23 protein-coding genes and 3 pseudogenes are annotated in these 21,434 nt (G+C 45.6%); 18 read left to right on the top strand and 8 right to left on the bottom strand.

The window, feature by feature from the left end:
- Window positions 1-59: 59 nt before the first annotated feature.
- Window positions 60-629, bottom strand: a complete 570-nt coding sequence (locus ACFPYJ_RS00650; protein ID WP_379186105.1) for a site-specific integrase — start codon at window positions 627-629, stop codon at window positions 60-62.
- Window positions 630-945: 316 nt separating this feature from the next.
- On the opposite strand from ACFPYJ_RS00650, the pseudogene ACFPYJ_RS00645 reads away from it, so the two are divergent.
- Window positions 946-1,095 (top strand): annotated as a pseudogene (locus ACFPYJ_RS00645) (group II intron reverse transcriptase/maturase); the annotation flags it as partial.
- A gap of 545 nt (window positions 1,096-1,640) precedes the next feature.
- Here the strand turns inward: ACFPYJ_RS00645 and ACFPYJ_RS00640 are convergent.
- Both ACFPYJ_RS00640 and ACFPYJ_RS00635 read right to left on the bottom strand, forming a co-directional pair.
- Window positions 1,641-2,231, bottom strand: a complete 591-nt coding sequence (locus ACFPYJ_RS00640) for an ImmA/IrrE family metallo-endopeptidase (protein ID WP_379186104.1) — start codon at window positions 2,229-2,231, stop codon at window positions 1,641-1,643.
- On the bottom strand, window positions 2,209-2,607 hold the full coding sequence (locus ACFPYJ_RS00635) for a helix-turn-helix domain-containing protein (RefSeq protein WP_379186103.1): 399 nt from the start codon (window positions 2,605-2,607) through the stop codon (window positions 2,209-2,211). Before ACFPYJ_RS00635 ends, ACFPYJ_RS00640 begins: the two co-directional genes overlap by 23 nt.
- A 173-nt stretch (window positions 2,608-2,780) precedes the next feature.
- Here ACFPYJ_RS00635 and ACFPYJ_RS00630 point away from each other — a divergent pair, with 173 nt between their 5' ends.
- The 11 genes and pseudogenes from ACFPYJ_RS00630 to ACFPYJ_RS00580 form a co-directional block, all read left to right on the top strand.
- Window positions 2,781-3,017 (top strand): helix-turn-helix domain-containing protein, encoded by a 237-nt coding sequence (locus tag ACFPYJ_RS00630; protein WP_379186102.1) that lies wholly within the window; start codon window positions 2,781-2,783, stop codon window positions 3,015-3,017.
- Between the two features lie 126 nt (window positions 3,018-3,143).
- Window positions 3,144-3,473 (top strand): DNA-binding protein, encoded by a 330-nt coding sequence (locus tag ACFPYJ_RS00625; RefSeq protein WP_379186101.1) that lies wholly within the window; start codon window positions 3,144-3,146, stop codon window positions 3,471-3,473.
- A 133-nt stretch (window positions 3,474-3,606) separates the two neighbouring features.
- Entirely contained in the window at window positions 3,607-3,939 is a 333-nt protein-coding gene (locus ACFPYJ_RS00620) for a hypothetical protein (RefSeq protein ID WP_379186100.1), read from the top strand.
- Window positions 3,940-3,953: 14 nt separating this feature from the next.
- Window positions 3,954-4,187: a hypothetical protein gene (locus ACFPYJ_RS00615; RefSeq protein WP_379186099.1), complete on the top strand. Its 234-nt coding sequence runs from the start codon at window positions 3,954-3,956 to the stop codon at window positions 4,185-4,187.
- 54 nt (window positions 4,188-4,241) lie between these two features.
- Entirely contained in the window at window positions 4,242-4,985 is a 744-nt protein-coding gene (locus ACFPYJ_RS00610) for a DnaD domain protein (RefSeq protein WP_379186097.1), read from the top strand.
- Window positions 4,972-5,343, top strand: coding sequence for a replicative helicase loader/inhibitor (locus ACFPYJ_RS00605; RefSeq protein WP_379186096.1), 372 nt, complete (start codon window positions 4,972-4,974; stop codon window positions 5,341-5,343). The genes ACFPYJ_RS00610 and ACFPYJ_RS00605 overlap by 14 nt, the downstream gene beginning before the upstream one ends.
- Window positions 5,309-6,676 (top strand): replicative DNA helicase, encoded by a 1,368-nt coding sequence (gene dnaB / locus ACFPYJ_RS00600; RefSeq protein ID WP_379186095.1) that lies wholly within the window; start codon window positions 5,309-5,311, stop codon window positions 6,674-6,676. The genes ACFPYJ_RS00605 and dnaB overlap by 35 nt, the downstream gene beginning before the upstream one ends.
- Before the next feature lie 202 nt (window positions 6,677-6,878).
- Window positions 6,879-7,276, top strand: a pseudogene (locus ACFPYJ_RS00595) (transposase); the annotation flags it as partial.
- A 656-nt stretch (window positions 7,277-7,932) separates the two neighbouring features.
- Entirely contained in the window at window positions 7,933-8,115 is a 183-nt protein-coding gene (locus ACFPYJ_RS00590) for a helix-turn-helix domain-containing protein (RefSeq protein ID WP_379186094.1), read from the top strand.
- 111 nt (window positions 8,116-8,226) lie between these two features.
- Complete coding sequence (locus ACFPYJ_RS00585) at window positions 8,227-9,339, top strand: site-specific integrase (RefSeq protein ID WP_379186093.1); 1,113 nt, start codon at window positions 8,227-8,229, stop codon at window positions 9,337-9,339.
- Between the two features lie 76 nt (window positions 9,340-9,415).
- Window positions 9,416-9,616: pseudogene (locus ACFPYJ_RS00580) on the top strand (YunC family protein); the annotation flags it as partial.
- 86 nt (window positions 9,617-9,702) lie between these two features.
- Here ACFPYJ_RS00580 and mtnA read toward each other — a convergent pair.
- The gene (gene mtnA / locus ACFPYJ_RS00575) at window positions 9,703-10,770 is read right to left on the bottom strand and encodes an S-methyl-5-thioribose-1-phosphate isomerase (RefSeq protein ID WP_379186092.1); all 1,068 of its coding nucleotides are present in this window, start codon (window positions 10,768-10,770) and stop codon (window positions 9,703-9,705) included.
- A gap of 21 nt (window positions 10,771-10,791) precedes the next feature.
- Window positions 10,792-12,009, bottom strand: a complete 1,218-nt coding sequence (gene mtnK, locus ACFPYJ_RS00570; protein WP_379186091.1) for an S-methyl-5-thioribose kinase — start codon at window positions 12,007-12,009, stop codon at window positions 10,792-10,794.
- 169 nt (window positions 12,010-12,178) lie between these two features.
- Between mtnK and ACFPYJ_RS00565 the strand changes: the two genes are divergently transcribed.
- From ACFPYJ_RS00565 to sufB, 6 genes are all read left to right on the top strand, one after another.
- Entirely contained in the window at window positions 12,179-12,784 is a 606-nt protein-coding gene (locus ACFPYJ_RS00565) for a DUF1802 family protein (protein WP_379186090.1), read from the top strand.
- A gap of 146 nt (window positions 12,785-12,930) precedes the next feature.
- Window positions 12,931-13,710, top strand: coding sequence for a Fe-S cluster assembly ATPase SufC (sufC, locus tag ACFPYJ_RS00560; RefSeq protein WP_379186089.1), 780 nt, complete (start codon window positions 12,931-12,933; stop codon window positions 13,708-13,710).
- Between the two features lie 20 nt (window positions 13,711-13,730).
- Window positions 13,731-15,041, top strand: coding sequence for a Fe-S cluster assembly protein SufD (sufD, locus tag ACFPYJ_RS00555; RefSeq protein ID WP_379186088.1), 1,311 nt, complete (start codon window positions 13,731-13,733; stop codon window positions 15,039-15,041).
- Window positions 15,038-16,264 (top strand): cysteine desulfurase, encoded by a 1,227-nt coding sequence (locus tag ACFPYJ_RS00550; RefSeq protein WP_379186087.1) that lies wholly within the window; start codon window positions 15,038-15,040, stop codon window positions 16,262-16,264. Before sufD ends, ACFPYJ_RS00550 begins: the two co-directional genes overlap by 4 nt.
- Entirely contained in the window at window positions 16,251-16,679 is a 429-nt protein-coding gene (gene sufU, locus ACFPYJ_RS00545) for a Fe-S cluster assembly sulfur transfer protein SufU (protein ID WP_379186086.1), read from the top strand. Before ACFPYJ_RS00550 ends, sufU begins: the two co-directional genes overlap by 14 nt.
- 38 nt (window positions 16,680-16,717) lie before the next feature.
- Entirely contained in the window at window positions 16,718-18,115 is a 1,398-nt protein-coding gene (gene sufB / locus ACFPYJ_RS00540) for a Fe-S cluster assembly protein SufB (protein WP_379186085.1), read from the top strand.
- Between the two features lie 87 nt (window positions 18,116-18,202).
- On the opposite strand, the gene ACFPYJ_RS00535 is transcribed toward sufB, so the two are convergent.
- The 3 genes from ACFPYJ_RS00535 to ACFPYJ_RS00525 form a co-directional block, all read right to left on the bottom strand.
- Entirely contained in the window at window positions 18,203-19,258 is a 1,056-nt protein-coding gene (locus ACFPYJ_RS00535) for an HD-GYP domain-containing protein (RefSeq protein ID WP_379186084.1), read from the bottom strand.
- Window positions 19,259-19,459: 201 nt separating this feature from the next.
- On the bottom strand, window positions 19,460-20,488 hold the full coding sequence (locus ACFPYJ_RS00530) for a ThiF family adenylyltransferase (RefSeq protein WP_379186083.1): 1,029 nt from the start codon (window positions 20,486-20,488) through the stop codon (window positions 19,460-19,462).
- Between the two features lie 106 nt (window positions 20,489-20,594).
- A complete protein-coding gene (locus ACFPYJ_RS00525) occupies window positions 20,595-21,332 on the bottom strand; it encodes a molybdenum cofactor biosynthesis protein (RefSeq protein WP_379186155.1) in 738 nt (245 codons plus the stop codon).
- Window positions 21,333-21,434 lie beyond the last annotated feature (102 nt).

Below are 21,434 nucleotides of genomic sequence, written 5' to 3'. Positions count from 1 at the left end.
TATATCAAGAAAAACGGGATCTTTCGAGGTCCCGTTTTTGTTTAAAAGTCACGGTAAAGTCACATTTCTTGCAAATTAGAGACCTTCAAGATGTCCGCAAAGTAGGTATTAACCTTGTCGATTGCATCCTTCTGCATCTTCTTCGTAACGTGGGTATAAATCTGTAACGTCGTCTTAGGATCATCAAGGCCGACTCGCTTCATGATCGTAGTAAGAGGGACACCGGAATCTGCATGCATGCTGATATGAGTGTGCCGGAAGATGTGAGGCGTCGCCTTCTTCTTGATGGATGTCTTCCTCATCAGTCTCTCCATCCGGCGGATAACGGTTTTCTGAATGTAAGGATATCCATAGTCATTGCATTTGTTAAAGTTCAGGATACTCATTCTGAGCTTCTTCTGGCGCTTTATCCGGTCTTGGATAAGGTCCATGATGCTTGGATCTAGGTCGAAAGTACGGAATGATCCTTCTGTCTTCGGCGGAGTCAGTTCATACTTCAGTAGGTTATTGTCCGGGTTGTACGGGGTCTTTGTAATACGAACCCTCTTCGTGTCAGAAAAGAAATCTGTTTCCTTGAGCGCGATCATCTCTCCTGACCTCATTCCAGAGAAGGCCATCAGATAGAACATCTCTTAGTCATCCGGCAATCCATGTTTACGGACCACATCGAGAAATTCAGCCAACTCCTTTTTCTCCAAATATTTCTCCTCGATCGGATTACTCTCGATCTCCTCAACCATCCTGGTCCTCGTCGGGATTGTTGCGCCCGCCGCCGGGTTGTCCTTCCGATATTTTCCTTCATCGCGTATTTATAGATCAAGTTTGCGGTGACGTGCACACCTTCAATATGCGACCTTGATAGATTCTGATCGTCCAGATCGTTTAGAATCTTCTGATGTGATCGATGCGTTATTTTGTCGATATTAACCGCGGCTATATACCTTTCGCAAAGTCCAGAACGACCTGCTGGAGCGGATGCTCGAAGGAGACAACCTTCGGCTCGCTTACAAGCGAGTGGTGCAGAACGGAGGAGTCCCCGGCGTGGACAGTGTAACGGTAGCGCATCTACAAGCTTACCTGAAAACACACTGGGAAACGCGGTTTAAAATTGCGACAGAATTCTTACACAATCTGACAGTGATTTTCTTAACTTTCCCACGGGCATAGGTCTCCAGCCATTCAGCTGCGACCTTCTCAAAAGGCATATTCCTCACAACTTTGCTGTTAATGCCGTAATCGTTCAGATCTGCGATCGCTTTATCGACATGAACTTCCGATTCCTTCTTCGTATCACCGCGGCGCTTAATCTGGTTCCTTTTGCCGGTGACCGGATCGGGCGGGCCATCCTAAATGCAGATCCATTTAAAGCCTTGCTTATTATTTGCGTCAATTTTCATAAAAGAAGCCATGCTTTGTCCCTCCAGTGGGAATGTTTGTTCGGGAGAAAGTGTAAGAAGAGCCCTACAGGTTACAGGGCTTTGATGCGAAACTCATAAGCATGTTTCATATAATGTTTACCGTTGATAACGACTTCGTATTTCGTATGTCGCTCTATCGGTCCGCCGTAATCTTGCAGCTCGCCGTCCTGCCAGACTTCAATAATCTTGCCTTGTAAAAATACGTTTAAATGTTCCTCGATTTCATCCTGCGGGTCCCCTAGTAAAAAATGTTGAAGCGTCTTGTATTAATCTGTTGGCTATTTTGTCATCAATTTTTTCTATCCGCTTTTTGGCAGACGTGTAATTGACATCACATTTATCCGAGAGAGTTTCTGGATCTAGATCTCTAATCGACTTAAAAACATAATCTGGCATTAGTATTTGAGCTGCAAACCAATGAGCTTCGACCTCGAGTTTCTGATCTATTTCTGGCTCTAAATCAAACCAATCATATTCTGAGTGAAGAAGGATATGACCAATTTCGTGTGCTATGGTATGCCGTTGCCGCCTTTTCAAAGTACCTTCTGAATATAATTGATTGATATCCGAAGCTACGAAGATGACGAACTTTGTTTTGCCGTTACGAATATCCTTTGCGGTAAGCCCATCAGGGCCCATTAATTGTTCATGTCTAATTTTCCATCCATATTTATTTGCAATAAAATATGGGCAGATCGGAGCTTCGGGATTTCCCAGCTCTTGCAGAATTTGATTCGCCGTGTTGATCGCTCGCTTGAACTCCGGACGAATGATTGCGGAGCCGGTTGATTCAGTCCTGGTCCTCGTCATCATCAAATATTTCTCTGGCCTTTTTCGCGAGCTCTTGCATCTTTCTGAAGGCATCAGGAGAAAGATTTTGCTTTGAACGGGCTATGAATTGAACGCCATCAGTATTGTAAAAATGGAAGTCTTTCTCAGGGTCAGGATTTGCTGGTTCGACGGTAAATCTTACTGAAGTATCAACATTTTTCAATGTACCTTTCAAAAGACAATCAGTCGTAACTTCATAAAGGTCTGCTAATTTCCCTAAGGTTTCTGTATCAGGATCACGATAATCACGTTCGTAATTAGATAGGACTGTATTCGTAATGCCTATCTTGGAGGCAACAAATATCTGCGACCATCCGTGTCTTTCTCGCTCGGCTTTCAAACGCTTGCCCAAACTCATGATTTCACGCCCATTCAAGAGTATTAATGCTCAATTACACACCTATCATAGCAGTATTACACTGTTTGTTTAATAAAATACACTAAAAGTTAAATTTTATATTGACAATCAACAAATCGTGGAATATATTCAATACATGAACTTCACTTTTCGTGGAATAAGGTGGTGATTAAATGAAAGTCCATGAGAAAATTAGAATCGTACGAAAATCAAAAGGTATAGCTCAAAAGTTCGTTGCTGAAAAAATCGGCATGACCATTTCAAATTATAACATGAAAGAAAATGGCAAGCGACCAATCGTAACAAATGAGCTTGAAAAGATAGCAGCTGCTTTAGAGGTTACCGCAACACTTTTTTTTGAAGATCAGTTCCACGTAAAGTGGAATGAACTTTCAAAAGAGGTGAGCTAATTGCCTGACTTAAGTTTGATGATAGTGAAATAAAAGGTTGCTGCGGAGGTCGCGTGGTCATAGTGAATATCAAAGCACTGGCGGACAATTGAAACGAAAGACAGAGCAGTTAAGGAGTGATATCAATTGCTGAAATTTGAGATCGATAATGAACTAATGCAAGCAATGATCAACGCCGCTGTCGATTCGGCGCTCGAGAAGCATTCGCTGGCGAGCAGTCTTCCACCAATCTTCAACAGAACACAGTTTATGGAACTGTTGGATATTGGACCGACGAAGGCAGCAGAACTGCTGAATCGGGAGGATTTTCCGGTCATTCGTGAACTTGGCCATCCGCGAGTTCTGACTCATCTATTTCTCCAATGGTGCGAGACGTATACGGATTGGATCGGCAAGAACGCAGGTCCGGCCTACAGTGAAAAACGGAATGGCTCCTCAAAAATATGGCGCGCATAGTGACACTTATTGCAATGTCGGCTATGTGCTAGTGCTAAAACCGTTTGATGATGGAGATCGCCTTGAGCCTGAAAACGATACCCCTGAATGGGAAGCTACGTTTGACAAAATTCATTTCTAGGAGGGATACGAATTGATAATATCATCTTCAATTCCTGCACAATTATTGATTGATCGATATTGGCGCTCCACACTGTACCTGTTCATGAATCACAGCAAGTTGCAACACTTCCTAACTCCAAAATATTTCGATTTTGAAGAAGGGAGCATCGAGGTTACCGCCTTGAAACGAATTGCCAAGCCGTGGTCCAAAAGCGAGCGTTTCATGCTAGATTTAGCGTTTCACCTGTACAACGAGCAGCATATAGTCAACTTGTCTGACATGGATTATTTGGATGACAGAAATAGGGCGTTAGCCATGGATGCAATTCGGCTTCGGTTCTTTCGGAAACAGGCAAACATATAAAGTGGGGTGAATCTATGGGACAAGATGCCATTTATGACTTTAGCGCAGGACGGAAACGAATTGAGAACCTGATATTGATATACCGTAGATTAAAACATACACAGGAATCGGTTGGAACATGGGATTGGATATTGTGGAATGAAATTGAAGAGATTGAAGCCGAGATTGCGGAAGCTAAAAAGAAAATGACCTCCGGGCAGGGAGATTATTTCGAGAAAATGCCATTTTCAACTTCCTTTGTCGTTTGACAACTGAATAAGCTAGGCAGCAACCACGGCGTTGCTTTGAGGTGGTGAATAAATGTGAATTATTTGCGGGAGATGAACGCCTTTTTTGATTGGCTCGAAACAAATCCGTTGGAAGCATCTACACAAACTTTGTGGTTCCACCTTATGGCGGTTGCAAATAAGAGTGGATGGCCAGAGTGGTTTGCAGTAGCCAATCTCCTGTTACAGGCAAAAGTAGGCTTTTCAGAAAACACCCTTACCAAACACCGAAATTATTTGGTCCAGAAAGGCCGTATCGAATATAAAAACTCTGGAAAGCAGCAAGCAGGAAAATATCGGCTAATACCTTTTACCTCAATAAATGAGGTAAACCATGAGGTAAAAGCTGAGGTAAAAGGTGAGGTAGACCATGAGGTAAAAGGTTCAGCATTATTTAAACAAAACGAAACGAAAAAAGATGGTGGTGGTGAACGCGAAATAGTCGATCTGAATTTTGCAAAAGCGATCCGAGCGATTGATGCTCAGTTTCCTTCAAGGATTAGCCCCATCCAGTCAAAGTCGCTTTCAGACTACATAACCAAAGGAATGAACCCTTCGATTGTCATTCGTGCAGTTGAATTAACGAGGAAGGCGGGCAAGGATATCCGGTATCTTTGGGGCATCCTTCAGAATTGCGACGGCCGCGGAATATACACCCTTGAGGCGTTTGAATCAGGGCAAACACGTCGTCAAGCACAAAGAACCGGTGGAAGCAGCCAAACCGAAAGGGCGGCATTCTTTGCACAGAAGGCGAGGGAAACAGAGCGTGAGGAAGGCTGACGTTTGGAAACTGTTTGGCCAGATATTGCAGTACTATCCTTCATTCAGCGGCAACGAACAGAAAGTAGATGCCTGGTTTGAGCTTTTGAACGATATCCCATTTGAAACAGCGATGACCAATCTTAAGCGGTATGCTGCGAGTGTTGCGAATTGGCCGCCTACAGTCGCTGATCTGAACAAACGGCTGGAGCCTGTTAAGGACTCGATAACCGTTTACCATGACCAGCTGCGCTCAGGAGCTGGACAACACATGAATAACTTGAAGAGATCGAAGGGCGCGGCAGCGCCTCCGCAGGATTCCGTAAGGGAAAGGATGAGGGGGATTGCAGAACGAATCGCCGCTCGTAGAAATCAATAAGGGCCAGTTACCAAGGAGCATAGAGTCGGAGCAAGCTGCTCTCGGATCGGTGCTAATTTCGGTTGAAGCTTTGGACAAACTCATTGAACTGCTTCGAGGCGATGAATTTTATTATGAGCCGCATGCCCGATTATTTCGCGCAATGACTCAAATGCGCGAAGACGGTCAGCCGATCGATATTGTGACCCTCACAACTACGTTGCAGGATCGCGAGGAACTGGAAAAGGTCGGAGGTGTTAGCTATTTAACAAAGCTCGCGAATGCGGTCCCGACAGCGGCGAACGTCTCACATTACGCAGGAATTGTCCTGGATCGATATTTGCAGAGAGCCGCTATTTTGGAGTACAAGGATCGGATAGAAGATGCTGTGCGGTCAGGGAATGCCGGTGAAATTATTGAAGGCATGCAGAAGGTTGGGGCAGCGCTGGCGTATCGCGCTTCCGGAGGCGAAAAGCCGTTCAAACACATTGCCGATATATGTCTAAATAATTACGAAGAGTTGGAGCATCGGTATCACAACCATTCAGAAAACGGAGTTACTGGAATCTCTTCGGGGTTCGATGACATTGACAAGATGACAGCAGGATTTCAACGAAATGATCTGATCATCGTTGCGGCGCGGCCATCGGTTGGAAAAACCGCATTAGCCTTGAATATAGCACAAAATGTCGGGATAAGGTCGAAAAAAACGGTCGCCGTTTTCAGTTTGGAGATGTCTGCCGCTCAACTTGTAAATCGGATGATCAGCTCTGAAGGAAATATCGACGCCAGTCACATTCGAACGGGATACATGGAGTTCGGAGACTGGGAGAAGGTCACAATGGCAATCGGTGCACTTTCTGAAGCCAATATTTACATCGACGACACACCGGCGATTACGGTTTCGGAGATCCGTTCAAAGTGCAGGTCACTTATGAAGCAGGAAGGCGAAATCGGACTTATCATGATTGATTATTTACAACTCATATCCAGTCATGGTCGGAAAGAAAATCGTCAGCAGGAAGTATCCGAAATATCTCGTACGCTGAAGCAACTAGCTCGGGAGCTTGAGGTGCCGGTTATTGCGCTATCTCAGCTAAGCCGAAATGTTGAGCAGAGACAAGACAAAAGACCGATCATGTCGGACTTACGGGAATCAGGCTCGATCGAGCAGGACGCGGATATTGTTGCATTTCTTTACCGTGACGATTATTACAATGCTGAGACAGAAAAGAAGAACATCATCGAGTTCATCATCGCTAAGCAGCGGAATGGCCCGGTTGGAACGGTTGAACTAGTGTTCCTTAAGAATTTTAATAAGTTCGTTTCGTTGGAAAGAAGTCATCACAATTAGACGACGAAGAAATCGCCGGCTGACACTGAGTATTATGGTCAATGACGTCATGGTCACGAATACGTTTGACTTCGATACAATCGTTAAGCTGATCGAAGAAGAACTTTAATCCGCTGTAAAGGGGACGGCTGATGCGTTTTCGAGACTACTCTTTATATTTGGCATGGATTGAGGCGATCGTAGTTACTATTTGTGCTGGTTCAAGAAAGTGACAGCCGACCTGAGGCTTATCTACAAAGCAACAACTGAAGAAGCAGCTCTCGCAGAGCTCGATTGCTTCGAGGAAATATGGGGCACGAAGTTACCCTCTTATCGTCCAATTCCTGACGTAATAATTGGGATAACTTGGCGACCTTTTTTAAGTACCCGCCTGAGATCCGTAAGCTCATCTACACGACGAACATCATCGAGAGCCACCATCGCCTGCTTCGTAAAGTGACGAAGGGAAAGAGCATATTTCCTTCTGATGAGGCCCTTCTTAAATTGCTCTATCTCTCACCATGGACGTCATTCGCAAATGGAAAGGCCGTGTCCAGAACTGGGGTCAGATGCTCCTCCACCGATTTCTTCCCAGATCGGGTCGGACAGCATCTACGTTAAGAAGGTATTCCTCCTCGGGGAAATACCTTGAAAAAGAGTTTACACAAAATTATTGACTGCCCCTCTATAAAGACAGAGGTAAATAATGTTAAAAGAGTCAAGAGATTAAAATCCTCGTGACTCTGACATTGTCCATTCAACTATTAAAGACTTACATAAAACGACATCATTCTACACAGTAATTTACTGAAGTGTGATTAACAAAAACTGGGGGAAACTGGCCGAATTACGAATGAAGTATATATCGATTCTGTAAGGAACGGCTAGTCAGGCGGGTGTTCGCGATCAAAGGGGAAAGCCCTGGTGACGGAACCTGCGTACCGGGCTGGGGCCACGCAGAAAAGTATGGCGCTATCTTCCCCTTGATTTATGCAAGCAGGTATTTGCAAAGTCGGTCGGAGAGATGCTGCTGTTTACAATCAAGGTTACGGCGATCATGGCGCAAGTCGAAGTAAGAAGTGAGTCCTCCGGTTAGCTTTGCAACGTTCGATAAAATTCGATGGCGTGCACTTATTAAGCTAGCTAAGGTTTTAGGCGTTGGAGTTAATGAAAAAAGATTGTGATTAAATAACGGGGTAGTCCATCTCCGTTGTTTGCGTAAACTTAAATGTAAGATAATACGTGACTGTTATAAACCGCGGAGAGAGGTGGTTGCCATGGAAGTTCAAAACCAAAGAGTAATGATTGGTGTAAATGAAATTATGATGAAAATGGGCATCGGTCGGGATAGAGCATACGAAATTATAAAAAAAGGTGAATTTAAGACAATTAAGGTAGGACGAAGATATCTCGTGCATGAACAAACTTTTGAAAAATGGTTGAAAGGGACAACTGAATAGGAATTTGTATTAAGTACAAATGGGGCTATATTATGTGATATAATTTTAAAAATCACAGATTGGCTCCGTTTTTGTAGTTGGTCACTACTAAAAATAAACGGAGGTTTTACAATGGCAGAACCAACAAAGAACCCTGTAACAAAAAAATGGGAATTTGTATTTGATTACTATTTTAAAGGTAAAAGAAAACAAATCAGAAGACGAGGGTTTAATTCAAAGCGTGAAGCGAATGATTCTTTACAGCTCTTACAGAGAGAAGTTCATGACGATGAATATATCAAGCAAAACAATAAGACTATTGCTGAATTCATGAACTACTGGTTAGAAAATATTCGAGTGTTGGAATGTGAAGCAACAAGTTATTATAACAACACTTTATATTTGAAAAACCACATTGCACCAAGAATTGGCAGTACTAAGCTTCAAGAACTATCTGCAATGCAATGCCAAGAATTTGTTAAGAGTTTGCATGATGATGGTTTCGCAAGAAACACCATAGATAGAGTTTGTACACTCGTAAAATTAGCATTAGACAAAGCTATCGAGTACAAATTAGTGAAAGAAAATAAAATGAGGAATGTTACCCTCCCAAAGAAGACCAAAAGGCAGATTACGGTTTGGACGGTAGATCAAATAAACCAGTTCTTAAATTTCACCAAGGAACGAAGATACTACTGTGTCTATGCAATTGCCTTGTTAACTGGAATGAGACAAGGTGAAATCCTAGGTTTACGTTGGAAAGATATTGATTATGAAAAGAAAATCATATCTGTGCGTCAGACGTTGACTCATTACGGGAAAGAAATAAAAGACAGCACTAAGACAATTTCAGGAGAACGAAATATATCCATCTCCGAACAATTAATAATTGTGTTGAAGGAACAGGAGCAAAGGTACATTGAATTCAAAAAAAATACAATGAACATAAACGACATGGATCTAGTCATCTTTAACCTCAAAGATGGATCAACAGTGTTCCCAAGCAACTTAACAAAAAGCTATATGAAAGATGTTGAACGATCGGGGTTACCTCATATTCGATTTCACGATCTTCGGCATTCTCACGCCACGATGCTAATTCAACAAAACATCAACGTTAAAGTAATTTCTGAAAGGCTTGGTCATTCGAAGGTCGGAGTCACTTTAGACGTTTATAGTCATGTGTTGCCGAGCATGCAGCAAGAAGTCGCAGAGCGGTTGGATAACATTATTTCTATAAACTGAGCTGTTGTGACCGCATTGTGACTTTAATCAGTCGTATGTACTGAAAGCCTTGATATATAAAGGGATTTGTGATCATCATATTATGTGCGGAGCGTTGGATGTAGCTCTTCTCAATGACCGGTTGAAGGATAGAGGTATCATCGCCGGCCGTGCGGTTGGAGTTCGGACGATAGAAGAGCTGATGGAGGCTCCGCTTGAATCAGTCACAGGTGCAGCGGAGGCGCTTGGTATCACAACGGGTATGAGAGGCGCGGATGCGCTCCGCTTGATGGTATAGAGCGAATTGCAAATAAAGGTTGCCCTTAGCTGCAGAGTTGTTACTGCGGATAAGGGCAACCTTATTTTGTTCCTAAGCGAGAGTGCTTAGAGCTGTTCAAACAGCTTCTTCAAATTAACGTCAAACGGAGGGTGAACAATTCCCTTTTCGGTAATGATGGCCGTTACATAAGAATGCGGCGTTACATCGAAGGCAGGGTTAAATACTTTCACGCCATGCGGCGCAGTCCGTTTACCGAAGCCCTCTGTAATTTCTTCCGCATTACGCTCCTCGATTGGAATCAAATCACCGGAAGGTGTATTCAGGTCAATTGTTGAGAGCGGACAAGCTACATAGAACGGAATATGATGTGCTTTTGCCAGAACGGCAACACTGTAGGTGCCAATTTTGTTAGCGACATCACCGTTAGCCGCAACACGGTCGGTTCCAACGATGACTGCATCGATCCAGCCTTTATTCATGACCATTCCAGCCATGTTGTCGCAGATCAGAGTGACATCAACACCCGCCTGCTGGAGCTCGAATGCCGTCAGCCTTGCACCTTGAAGTACCGGCCTGGTTTCATCGGCAAAAACACGAAGCTTCATCCCCTGCTCTTGAGCAAGATAGAAGGGAGCAAGAGCGGTACCGTATTTGGCGGTTGCCAGTCCGCCGGCGTTACAGTGGGTCAGGACGCCCATATCGTCCTTGAACAAGGTAAGCGCATGAACGCCGATCATTCTGCACGTTTCCTCATCTTCACTTTGAATGGCAATCGCTTCGTCAAGCAGGAATTGTTTGCAGGCATCAAGAGCATAGTCGTTTGAAGTATCTGCCAGCTGCTCTGCACGTGCCTTCATGCGGTCCAGCGCCCAGAACAAATTAACAGCAGTTGGACGCGAGGTAGCTAAATATTCACAAGCCTGCAGGACAAGCTGCAGCCATTGTTCTTTTCCTTCACCTGCATGGCGGCTTCCTAGAAAGACACCGTAAGCGGCAGCAATTCCGATTGCGGGTGCTCCCCTGACTTTCAGATGCCGGATCGCTTCCCATACGTCTTCGGCAGTTTGAAGCGGAAGGTAAACGACTTCCTCGGGCAGCAGGCGCTGATCGAGCAGATCCAGATGATCTGTCGCCCAAATAACGGATTGGAGCGCAGGTTGATTCGATTTCATGATGCGTAAGCTCCCTTCGATTTAGACCTTTACTGCAGAAGCAGTTTGTACAGTTGAAATCAGCTCATCGATTGATTTAGCCCGGCGATTTAATTTAATTAGCGATTTGCCGATTGAGAGCGCAAGCCGCTGTGTATGTTCACGCTGCGAGCTGTCCGAGATTTTGTCGATGTCGGCAACATGAGCAAGTCCAACGACGCGGCGCACGATTTTGCACCCGGCGAAACCAATTGTATCTTGAAGCAAACGCTGCAGATAAAGATCGATATAGCCAGGTGCGGATTTGGCGATGCGGTCGCTTCCGTGTTCTGTCCATAGCGTGCGGAATTTCAGCTCGAATTTGGTCCAAAGCTCGCGGATGGAATCCAGCAGATAGGTGCGATAATCATGAGCTGATGCGGCATCGCTGTTCCAATGGTCACGGCTCGTGTAATTAAGCAGAAGATTCGCGATTACAGCGCCGATATCGAAGCCCATCGGTCCATAATAAGCAAATTCCGGATCAATGATCTTCGTCGATTGAGGGGTAATGAAAATACTGCCCGTGTGCAGATCCCCATGAAGCAAAGCTTGAGCATGGGTCAGGAACTTCTCCCGCAGCAGAGCAACTTCAAGATGAAGAGCCCCGTCGTTCCATAGAGCAGCCGCTTCATCGCGAATGGCTTCGTCAAAGCTGTTCGTATCCGCATCGCGATAGGGATCGTCGAAGATAAGATCTTCGGTTATCTTGCACAGCTCCGGATTCGTAAAGTTACGGGCACGCAGTTTCTTCTCCTGCTGGTTCATGCCTAGATCGGAAGTGAAAAATAACGTCTGCGCCAGAAAAGTGGATATATGTTCGGCAAACAGGGGATAACGATTGTTCTGCATTAAACCCTGGCGCATGATGACGTGGTTGCTGAGGTCTTCCATGACCGTAAGAGCCAGCTCCGCATCATAATGGTATACTTGCGGGACAAGACCCGGCGCAAGCTCGCCTTCAAGGATCAGCGCTTCGCTCTCGATTCTCGCACGGTCCAGTGTGAGCGGCCACGATTCGCCGACAACTTTGGCATAAGGGAGAGCCTGCTTCATAATGATGCTGCGGCCGCTGGCTGGATCAGAAATATGAAAGACGAGGTTTAAGTTCCCGTCGCCGATTTCACGGCTTGTAAGCTCTGCACCTTCCGGAAACAGCTCCTTCAGAGTGAGGGAAATTTCAATTGCTTCCCGTTCGGTTAATGGATGATAAGTAGACATAACTTGTCCACCTCCGGTAGTTGATATAGGTTCGATCGTTCGTACGCTTGACCTAAAGATAATTATAACGAATATTATTTCGCGTTGGAATACCTCCATTTGTTATAATCGTTCTAAATAGCGATGAGCGTACCATGTGAGAGGCAAATAATTAAGGAGGCGGATAACGATGAAATCATTTGAATTCTTAACCCATGGAGAGCCCGTAGCGCTAAAAGAATGGGCAGTCACGGTTAAAGCTTTAACGGAAGGCAAGCAAATCATGGTATTGCGCAAAGGCGGGATTGCTGAGGAGACTCGCGATTTTCAATTAGTCAGCCCGGTATTCTATCTGCTTCCTGCCTATGAGCACCAGAAACCGGAATTATTAAAGGAAGTTTATCAAGGGGAAATAAAGCAAATAATGGAAGAGTGGAATCCGGAGGCAGAAGAGATAGAAATCCGGGCTTTTGCCGAGGTAGCTGAGGATATTGAGATTCGTGATCAAGAATCATTGGATCGCCTAAGGGAATACCATATTTGGACGGATGCCTTTGCTGAAGAAAGACTGAAATGGAAGCGGGCCAAGCCGCTGCATTTACTGCTTCTTCGTGTCCGAGCTCTGGAACAGCCTGTCCGTATTCCGAATCGACCGGCTTACACCGGATGTAAATCTTGGGTCAGACTGGAAGACGGCATGCCGGAACTAGCTGCGCAAGAGGTTTTAAGCGATAGCGTTTTCAATGATCAAATAAAAAATATTAAGCGCCTTTTAACCGTCAAGACCAATAATTAAGGGGCTTTCGGACATCCGGCTCATTGATTTATAAAGAAACTTATATTAAAATAAGTATTGAGAATCAATGAGAATCAATTCAGTATGATTATAAAAGAGGAAGTCTCAATATGGGATAACCGAATAGTTGGAGGGAGCAGTTCGACATGGCAACACATTTCAAAATCGGTGGCTTAAAAGCTTCGATCGAGGGTAAAGAGATATTAAAAGGGATTAACCTGGAAATAAAAGGCGGCGAAGTACATGCAATCATGGGACCGAATGGTACGGGTAAAAGTACTCTTGCTTCGGCTCTTATGGGGCATCCCAAATATGAAGTTACTGAAGGCGAAGTTCAATTGGACGGCGAAGACGTACTGGAAATGGCGGTTGATGAGCGTGCCCGTGCCGGCTTGTTCCTGGCCATGCAGTATCCAAGTGAGATTACCGGCGTAACCAATTCCGACTTCCTGCGCAGTGCGATTAATGCCCGCCGCGGCGAAGGCAACGAAATTTCGTTGATTAAGTTTATCCGTCAAATGGAGAGCAAGATGAAAGAGCTCGACATGAACACGGAATTTGCTCACCGTTACCTGAATGAAGGTTTTTCCGGCGGAGAGAAGAAACGGAATGAAATTTTGCAGATGATGATGATTGATCCTAAGCTGGTCATTCTTGATGAGATTGACTCCGGTCTTGATATTGATGCTTTGAAAATCGTAGCAAACGGTGTGAACACCATGCGCTCTGAGGATCGCGGCTTCCTTATTATCACTCACTATCAACGTCTGCTTAACTACATTACACCGGATTTCGTCCATGTTATGATGCAGGGCCGCATCGTCAAGTCTGGTGGGCCAGAACTTGCAGAACGTCTGGAGAACGAAGGTTATGATTGGGTTAAAGAAGAATTAGGCATCGAAGATGAAACGGTCGGACAGGTTTGAGCGGAGGAGGAGCATCGAAAATGAGTACACAACTATCGACTCCGGTAAATCGCCAATCTGTTGAAGCGTTGTCCACTAGTAAAGGCGAGCCGGCATGGCTTGCGGAACTGCGGGCTAAAGGCGCTGAGCTGGCGGAAACGCTGGAGTGGCCGAAACCGGAAAAAGTCAGAATTGACCGCTGGAACTTGAATGCGATTGGCAATCATCAGCAGCAGGATGCTTTAGCATCACCAGACGAACTGCCTGAAACGGTTCGTGAATTGCTTGCCCAAACATCGGCTGGGCTGGTCGTTCAGCGAAATTCCAGCAATGCATTGAAACAACTTTCACCTGAGCTTCAGGCGAAGGGTGTTATTTTCACAGATTTAGAGACTGCAGCCCGCGAGCATGCCGATCTGGTTCAGAAGCATTTGTTCCAAGCGGTTGCTCAAGACGAGAACAAGCTTACTGCGCTTCATTCTGCGTTATGGAATGGCGGCATCTTCGTTTATGTTCCCAAGAACGTGGAAGTTGAGCTGCCGCTGCAGGGACTGCTTTACAGCGATGATTCAGCTGCCGCATTCGTGCCGCATATTCTTGTCATTGCAGACAACCACAGCCGCGTTACTTATGTAGATAACGTAACGACTGCTTATGGCGCTGGAGAGCAGCAGCCGCTTGCTAAGCAAATGATCGTCGAAGTATTCGTTAAGCCGGGTGCGCAGGTTCGTTATGCGACGATCCAGCATATGGCTGACAATATTATCGATTTGACGATCCGCCGCGCAGTCATTGAGAATGATGGCCGCATGGAATGGATCGTCGGTGATTTGAATGATGGCAATGTCTTGTCGGATACGCAATCTATCCTCAGAGGAAAAGGCTCGACCTCAGATGCCAAAGCGATTACTGTTGGCAACAATTCCCAACAAATGAGCTTGACGACTGGAGCCGTTCATATCGGCCGCAGTACGGAGAGCAGCATGGTGACACGTGCCGTTATGAAAGATAAGGCAACAGCGATCATCAATGGAATTACAAAGATCGAGAAAGGCGCTACGAAAGCAAACGGCGTGCAAACGGAGAAAGTTCTGATGCTGAGCCCGAAAGCGCGCGGAGATGCCAATCCGATCCTTCTCATAGATGAAGATGATGTTAAAGCCGGACATGCGGCTAGCGTAGGTCAAGTAAATGTTGAACAAGTGTATTATTTAATGTCTCGCGGTATTACGAAAAAGAACGCGGAGCGTTTAATTATTCACGGTTTCTTGGCGCCTGTCGTGTCGGAAATTCCAATCGAGGCGGTACAGGAGCAGCTTCAGCGTTTGCTTGAAAGGAAGCTGGAAGGATGAACATAAAAGCGATTCGGGAGCAGTTTCCGATATTGCATCAGGAGATAAACGGGCATCCGCTCGTTTATCTGGACAGCGCGGCGACTTCACAGAAGCCGCGTTCCGTCATTGATGCAGTCAATCGGTATTATGAGCTGGACAATGCCAATGTGCACCGCGGTGTTCATACGCTTGGTTCACGTGCTACTGATGCCTATGAAGGCGCGCGCGAGAAAGTGGCTGCTTTCTTAAATGCCGCAAGCACGCAGGAGATTATTTTTACGCGGGGCACGACAACCGCACTCAATCTGGTTGCATCAAGCTATGCCCGTTCCGTTTGCGGTGAAGGTGATGAAATCGTCATTACTCCGATGGAGCATCATTCTAACCTCATCCCCTGGCAGCAAGCAGCAAAAGCAACTGGTGCGACTATTAAATATATTCCGCTTCAAGAAGATGGTTCCATCAGCTTGGAGGATGTTGAGAATACCATTACAGACCGGACGAAGGTCGTATCGGCTACGTATGTGTCAAACGTGCTCGGCATCATTAATCCGATCAAGCAAATTACGGCCATTGCGCATCGGCATGGGGCTAAAATGGTTGTTGACGGAGCGCAAAGCACGCCGCATATGAAAGTTGATGTTCAGGACTTGGATTGCGACTTCTATGCTTTCTCCGGACATAAAATGTGCGGTCCGACCGGAATAGGCGCCCTGTACGGCAAGAAGGCGCTGCTGGAATCCATGGAACCGATCGAATACGGCGGCGAAATGATTGATTTCGTTGACCTGTATGAATCCACATGGAAAGAGCTTCCTTGGAAGTTTGAAGGAGGCACACCGATCATTGCCGGTGCGGTTGGTCTTGGAGCGGCTATCGATTTCCTGAATGAAATCGGTATGGATGAAATAACGAAGCATGAACAGGTCTTGGCGGCTTATGCTTATGATCGTCTAAGCACCATTGATGGAATTACCATTTACGGCCCTGAGGAGGGTCGCACTGGACTTGTAACCTTTAACTTGGAGGATGTTCACCCTCATGATGTAGCGACCGTTCTGGATACGAAGGGAATTGCTATACGTGCTGGGCATCATTGCTGCCAGCCGCTTATGCGTTGGCTGGAAGTTTCGGCTACTGCAAGGGCAAGCTTTTATGTATATAACACCGAAGAGGACGTCGATCGGCTATTAGACGCCCTCCATCAGACAAAGGAGTTCTTCGGTTATGCAATTGGATGATTTGTATCGCAGAGTCATTATGGATCATTATAAAAACCCGCGTAATCGCGGTACGTTGGATAATGATGCGTTAACGATCAACCTGAACAATCCAACGTGCGGCGACCGGATTTCCCTTCAGCTTGAAGTAGAAGACGAAATTGTGAAACAAGCTAAGTTCACAGGCGAAGGCTGCTCCATCAGCATGTCCTCCGCATCCATGATGACGGAAGCCGTAATTGGCAAGACTGTGGATGAAGCAGTTGCGATGGCTGACAAATTCTCTTCCTTGGTAAAAGGCGGAGATGTTGAATTTGAAGAGCTGGAAGATATCGAGGCGCTGTCAGGCGTCAGTAAGTTTCCGGCACGCATCAAATGTGCGACATTATCGTGGAATGCACTTCGCAAAGGAATAGAGCATCATAAACAACAATAAACGCTTTTGAGCGTAGGAGAAGATGGGAGGCTTTCATTATGGCGAAGCAAATGCCCGAAATAGAAGATTATAAATACGGCTTTCGAGACGAGCATAAATCGATTTTCCAATCCGGTAAAGGGTTAACTCCCGAGATTGTGCGTACAATCTCTGAAATGAAAAACGAGCCGGATTGGATGCTCGAATTTCGTTTGAAAGCTTTGGAGACGTTTAATAAAATGCCAATGCCTCGTTGGGGCGGCAACATGGATGACTTGGACTTCAATGACATCCAATATTATGTTAAACCTTCCGAAGGACAAGGGAAAACGTGGGAAGAAGTGCCTACAGAGATCAAAGAAACCTTTGATAAGCTGGGCATTCCTGAAGCAGAGCAGAAGTTTCTTGCCGGTGTATCGGCGCAATACGAGTCTGAGGTTGTTTATCACAGCATGCAGGAAGACTTGGAGAAGCAGGGGGTTATCTTTACAGATACCGACACTGCGCTTCGGGAACATCCTGAGCTGTTCAAAAAATTCTTCGGTACGATCATCCCTCCTGAAGATAATAAATTTGCTGCATTGAACAGTGCGGTATGGTCGGGTGGCAGTTTTATCTACGTGCCCAAAGGCGTAAAATGTGAAGTTCCGCTGCAGGCTTACTTCCGGATCAACTCGGAGAATATGGGTCAGTTTGAACGTACTCTTATCTTGGCTGATGAAGACAGCACGGTTCATTACGTTGAAGGCTGTACAGCTCCAATCTACAGCACGAATTCACTGCACAGCGCAGTTGTAGAAATTCTATGTATGAAGAATGCCCGCGTTCGTTATACAACGATTCAAAACTGGGCGCCAAACATCTATAACCTTGTAACGAAACGTGCTGTTGCCGAAGAAAACGCAACAATGGAATGGGTAGATGGTAACATTGGCTCCAAATTAACGATGAAATACCCAGCGGTTGTGCTTAAAGGACGCGGAGCTAAAGGGATGGTGCTTTCCATCGCTGTAGCCGGCAAAGGGCAGCATCAAGATGCAGGTGCGAAAATGACTCACCTTGCACCTGATACAACATCAACAATCGTATCCAAATCGATCAGTAAGCATGGCGGTAAAGTAACTTATCGCGGTTTGGCATCGTTTGGCCGTAACTCCGAAGGCTCTAAATCGAATATCAAATGCGACACGCTCATTCTAGATAATGAGTCAACATCTGATACGATTCCATATAACGAAATCATGAACGACAATATTACGCTTGAGCATGAAGCGACCGTTTCTAAAGTTTCCGAGGATCAGCTCTTCTACTTGATGAGCCGTGGTCTGACAGATGCGGAAGCGACGCAAATGATCGTTATGGGCTTTATCGAGCCATTTACAAAAGAATTGCCAATGGAATATGCGGTAGAGATGAACCGTCTCATCAAATTCGAGATGGAAGGCTCCATCGGTTAATCCCTATAGGCAGTTTAGAGCCATTAAAAAACTCCGGAACTCGGCATCATGCCGTGTTCCGGAGTTTTTGTTCAAATTAGATTAATCCTACATATAGACATGCTTCACTTCAAGGTTTCGATCGACTGTCAAATCGAAAAATTGATCATCAATTTGGATAAGGGGCCGGAAAAATTCAGAAGGATGAGTCATAACGATTGTTCCGGATTCTCCTGTGGTCAGCACAACGCGTTTACCGATAAAGTTCGGAATCATATGCTTGATAAACGTGTGCGTTGTGAATGGATCCAGTTCAGAGAAGCTCATTCGGTACAATTCCCTAAGGACAAACAATAGATCACGTTTTTTCTGGTAGACACGGGAAGAAATCATCGCGCTGTACACATCGGCGACAGCAACGATTTTGGAGACGGGATGCATATCATCTCCGCTAATTCGGTTAGGGTACCCGGTACCATCCGTTCGTTCATGATGCTCAAGTGCAACAGTTGCGTGCAGTGTATCGCCAAAGGACCTTTGAATGATATCATGCCCATAAACCGTGTGCTGCTTAACTAATTCATATTCTTGTTCCGTGAGACGTTCCGGTTTGTTGAGAATGGAATCCTCAATTCTACATTTGCCGATATCATGAAGGAATCCGGCTTGACCGATTTTGACAGCTTGCTTCTCCTCATAGCCGAGCCACGAGGCTAAATAATAAGCAAGCATACCAACTTGTACAGAATGCTGATAAGTGTAATCATCTTTGGTATTCAGCAGCAGCAGCATGGAGACGACGTCACGTTCCATTTTGAAGTTGTCGACGAGAGGTTGAAAGGATTGAATGACGTCAGCTTCTTGAATCCTGCCGTTGTGAAGGGCATCTTGAAACAATTGTTCACATCCATTAACCGCATTCTGGTAAATGGGTTCAACGGTTGGAAGCCATTTGGGATTAAGGCCGGATTCAATTGTGCGCATAGGTACATGCTCAGCAACGCGTGAATGTATTTCGACGTAGTCAATCTGATGTTGAAGCAGCTTCGAAATTTCGCAGGACGATAAGGGAGTACCTTTGGAGAGAACATGCAATCCATAGGTATTAAAAGTATCGGTACTCAATATATCGCCATCAATAAGATCGGTTATATGTATACGCATGTTCCACCTCAAGCGGCTAAGTATCAATTGCCATTACGATAAGCTTATGGTAGCAACAAATTGATAAAATGGCAATATCAGTCTATTAGAATTAAACGGTAACCTTCCAGAAAGTGAAGAAATAGGTAATTCGACGCAGGTTACATTGAATTAAAATAAATAATTCCCAGACCTTAATTTTTATTTCAAATCTATATTGGACTATAATCCGAATATTTCACTGTAAATTCGTTTAGCAATAACGGGATCCTCGGTTCCTTGAATGAGGGCGCGGCCATCCGGAAATAAAACAGCGGTTATGACATTGTCTCGGCGGTAACGCAGCAGGAATGGATTTCGCTGAACATCGCCGACTCTGGACAGCCTTGCTCCAAGCTCATCTAAGGATAAGGTGATGGGCCGCCCCGGCGTGAGCTGAATGGTATTGCGTCCGCATAAACTAGCTGCAGCCGTTTCTGTCGAGCTCTGCTCCAGGTAAGCATAGGATCCAAGCTGGCAGACGGGACAGTCTTTCCGAAGAGAATCCCCAACCTTAAGAGGCATCCAGTGATGATACCATACATCAATTTGAAAAAGGGTTCCGTGGAGAGCGCCCTGATTGCCGCTGAGATACTTGAGAGCTTCGGCAGCCTGGATGGACGCAATGATATCCACCGCTGGTGAAATAACGCCTGCAGTTTCACAGGTATCAACAGAACCGGCAGGAGGAGGGGAGGGAAACATGCAGCTAAAGCAAGGTGTTTTACCGGGAAGGATTGTCATGGACATGCCAGCTGCACCCACTACACCGCCATAAATCCAAGGAATAGATAGCTTTTGACTAACGTCGTTGATTAGATAGCGGACTGTGAAGTTGTCTGAACCGTCAATAATGAGATCAACGCCGCCAAGTAATGCTTCAGCATTATGCGGAGTCAGATCAGCGACAACAGCCTCAATCGTAACCTCGCTGTTTATGCTCTTCAACCGTTGAGATGCGGCCTGGGCCTTTGGTAATAACTGCTTAACATCTTCCTCCGTATAGAGCACCTGCCGCTGGAGATTGCTCCATTCCAGGATGTCACGGTCAATGATCCGGACATACCCGATGCCGGAGCGGACCAAGTGCTGAGCTGCAACAGAGCCCAAAGCGCCCATCCCGACCACTACAGCGCGGCTTGTCCCCAGTTGTCTCTGACCTTCTGCTCCAATAGGAGCAAAACGGCTTTGTCGTGAATAACGGTCAGTCAAAAATAGAACCTCCTTTAAGATTCCAAAGGAAAACGGACTTCGGAAGCACAAACTAACGGAAGCACAAAAAACTTACACTGCAGCCCCCGTCTACGTTTTAACCGGATCACAGAGGGGCAGCAGGATTCCAAGGTCCCTGCTGATGGCCCTTCCATTCGGAGCCGTCTTCCCATATTTCGCGTTTCCATATCGGAACAATTTGTTTCAATCGTTCAATTGCGTATCTGCTGGCTTCATAGCAGGTGTCACGGTGAGGAGCGGATACCGCTATAACGACACTAATTTCGGCGATTTCAACTACGCCGATGCGATGAGCAATTGCGCATAATGTACCTGGCCATTGTTCATCGATCTCATTTCCGATTTGCTCGAGTGTTTTGAGCGCCATGGGAGCGTAAGCCTCGTATTCAAGTCTTACAGTGCGCTGTCCTTTGGTCCATTCTCTTGTTGTGCCGGTAAAGGTCAGTGCTGCGCCATTAGCTGCGACGATTACCTGTGCGGTGATGGTTTCCACTGATAAAGGCTCGTCTGTAATCAGGTACCTGCTTGGAGCTTGAGCCGGTTCGTCTTCTTGTGAGGAGCCGGTTTCCTCGCCTCCGGAAACCGGTGGGAGGAGAGCCAGCTCATCTTGAGCAGTAATTTTATTGTCATCTGCGGCATAAGCGTGATTACAAGCGAGAAACGAGACCTTAATTAAAGGTTCATGAACAGGAAATGCTTCAATAAGCGCCTGCTTTAATTCAGCTGCGGTAAGTTCCGTCTGCATGAGTTCCAAAGAAATTGCGGGCTGGCCGAACCGATCAGCCAAACCTGCAAATAGGTGAACCGTCCATTTTATCTTCATTGTCATGGTAACAAACCTCTCACTAGTAGATAGGGAATGATCTCTTAAGCATACCATATTCAATCTGAAAATGTTATGCTAAGAGTAGTTGGAAAGGAGTGC

This window comes from Paenibacillus solisilvae (assembly GCF_042656405.1).
Classification (GTDB): domain Bacteria; phylum Bacillota; class Bacilli; order Paenibacillales; family Paenibacillaceae; genus Paenibacillus_Z; species Paenibacillus_Z solisilvae.
Note: the sequence above shows the minus strand (reverse complement) of the source record. Positions and strands in the feature narration are given on the sequence as shown.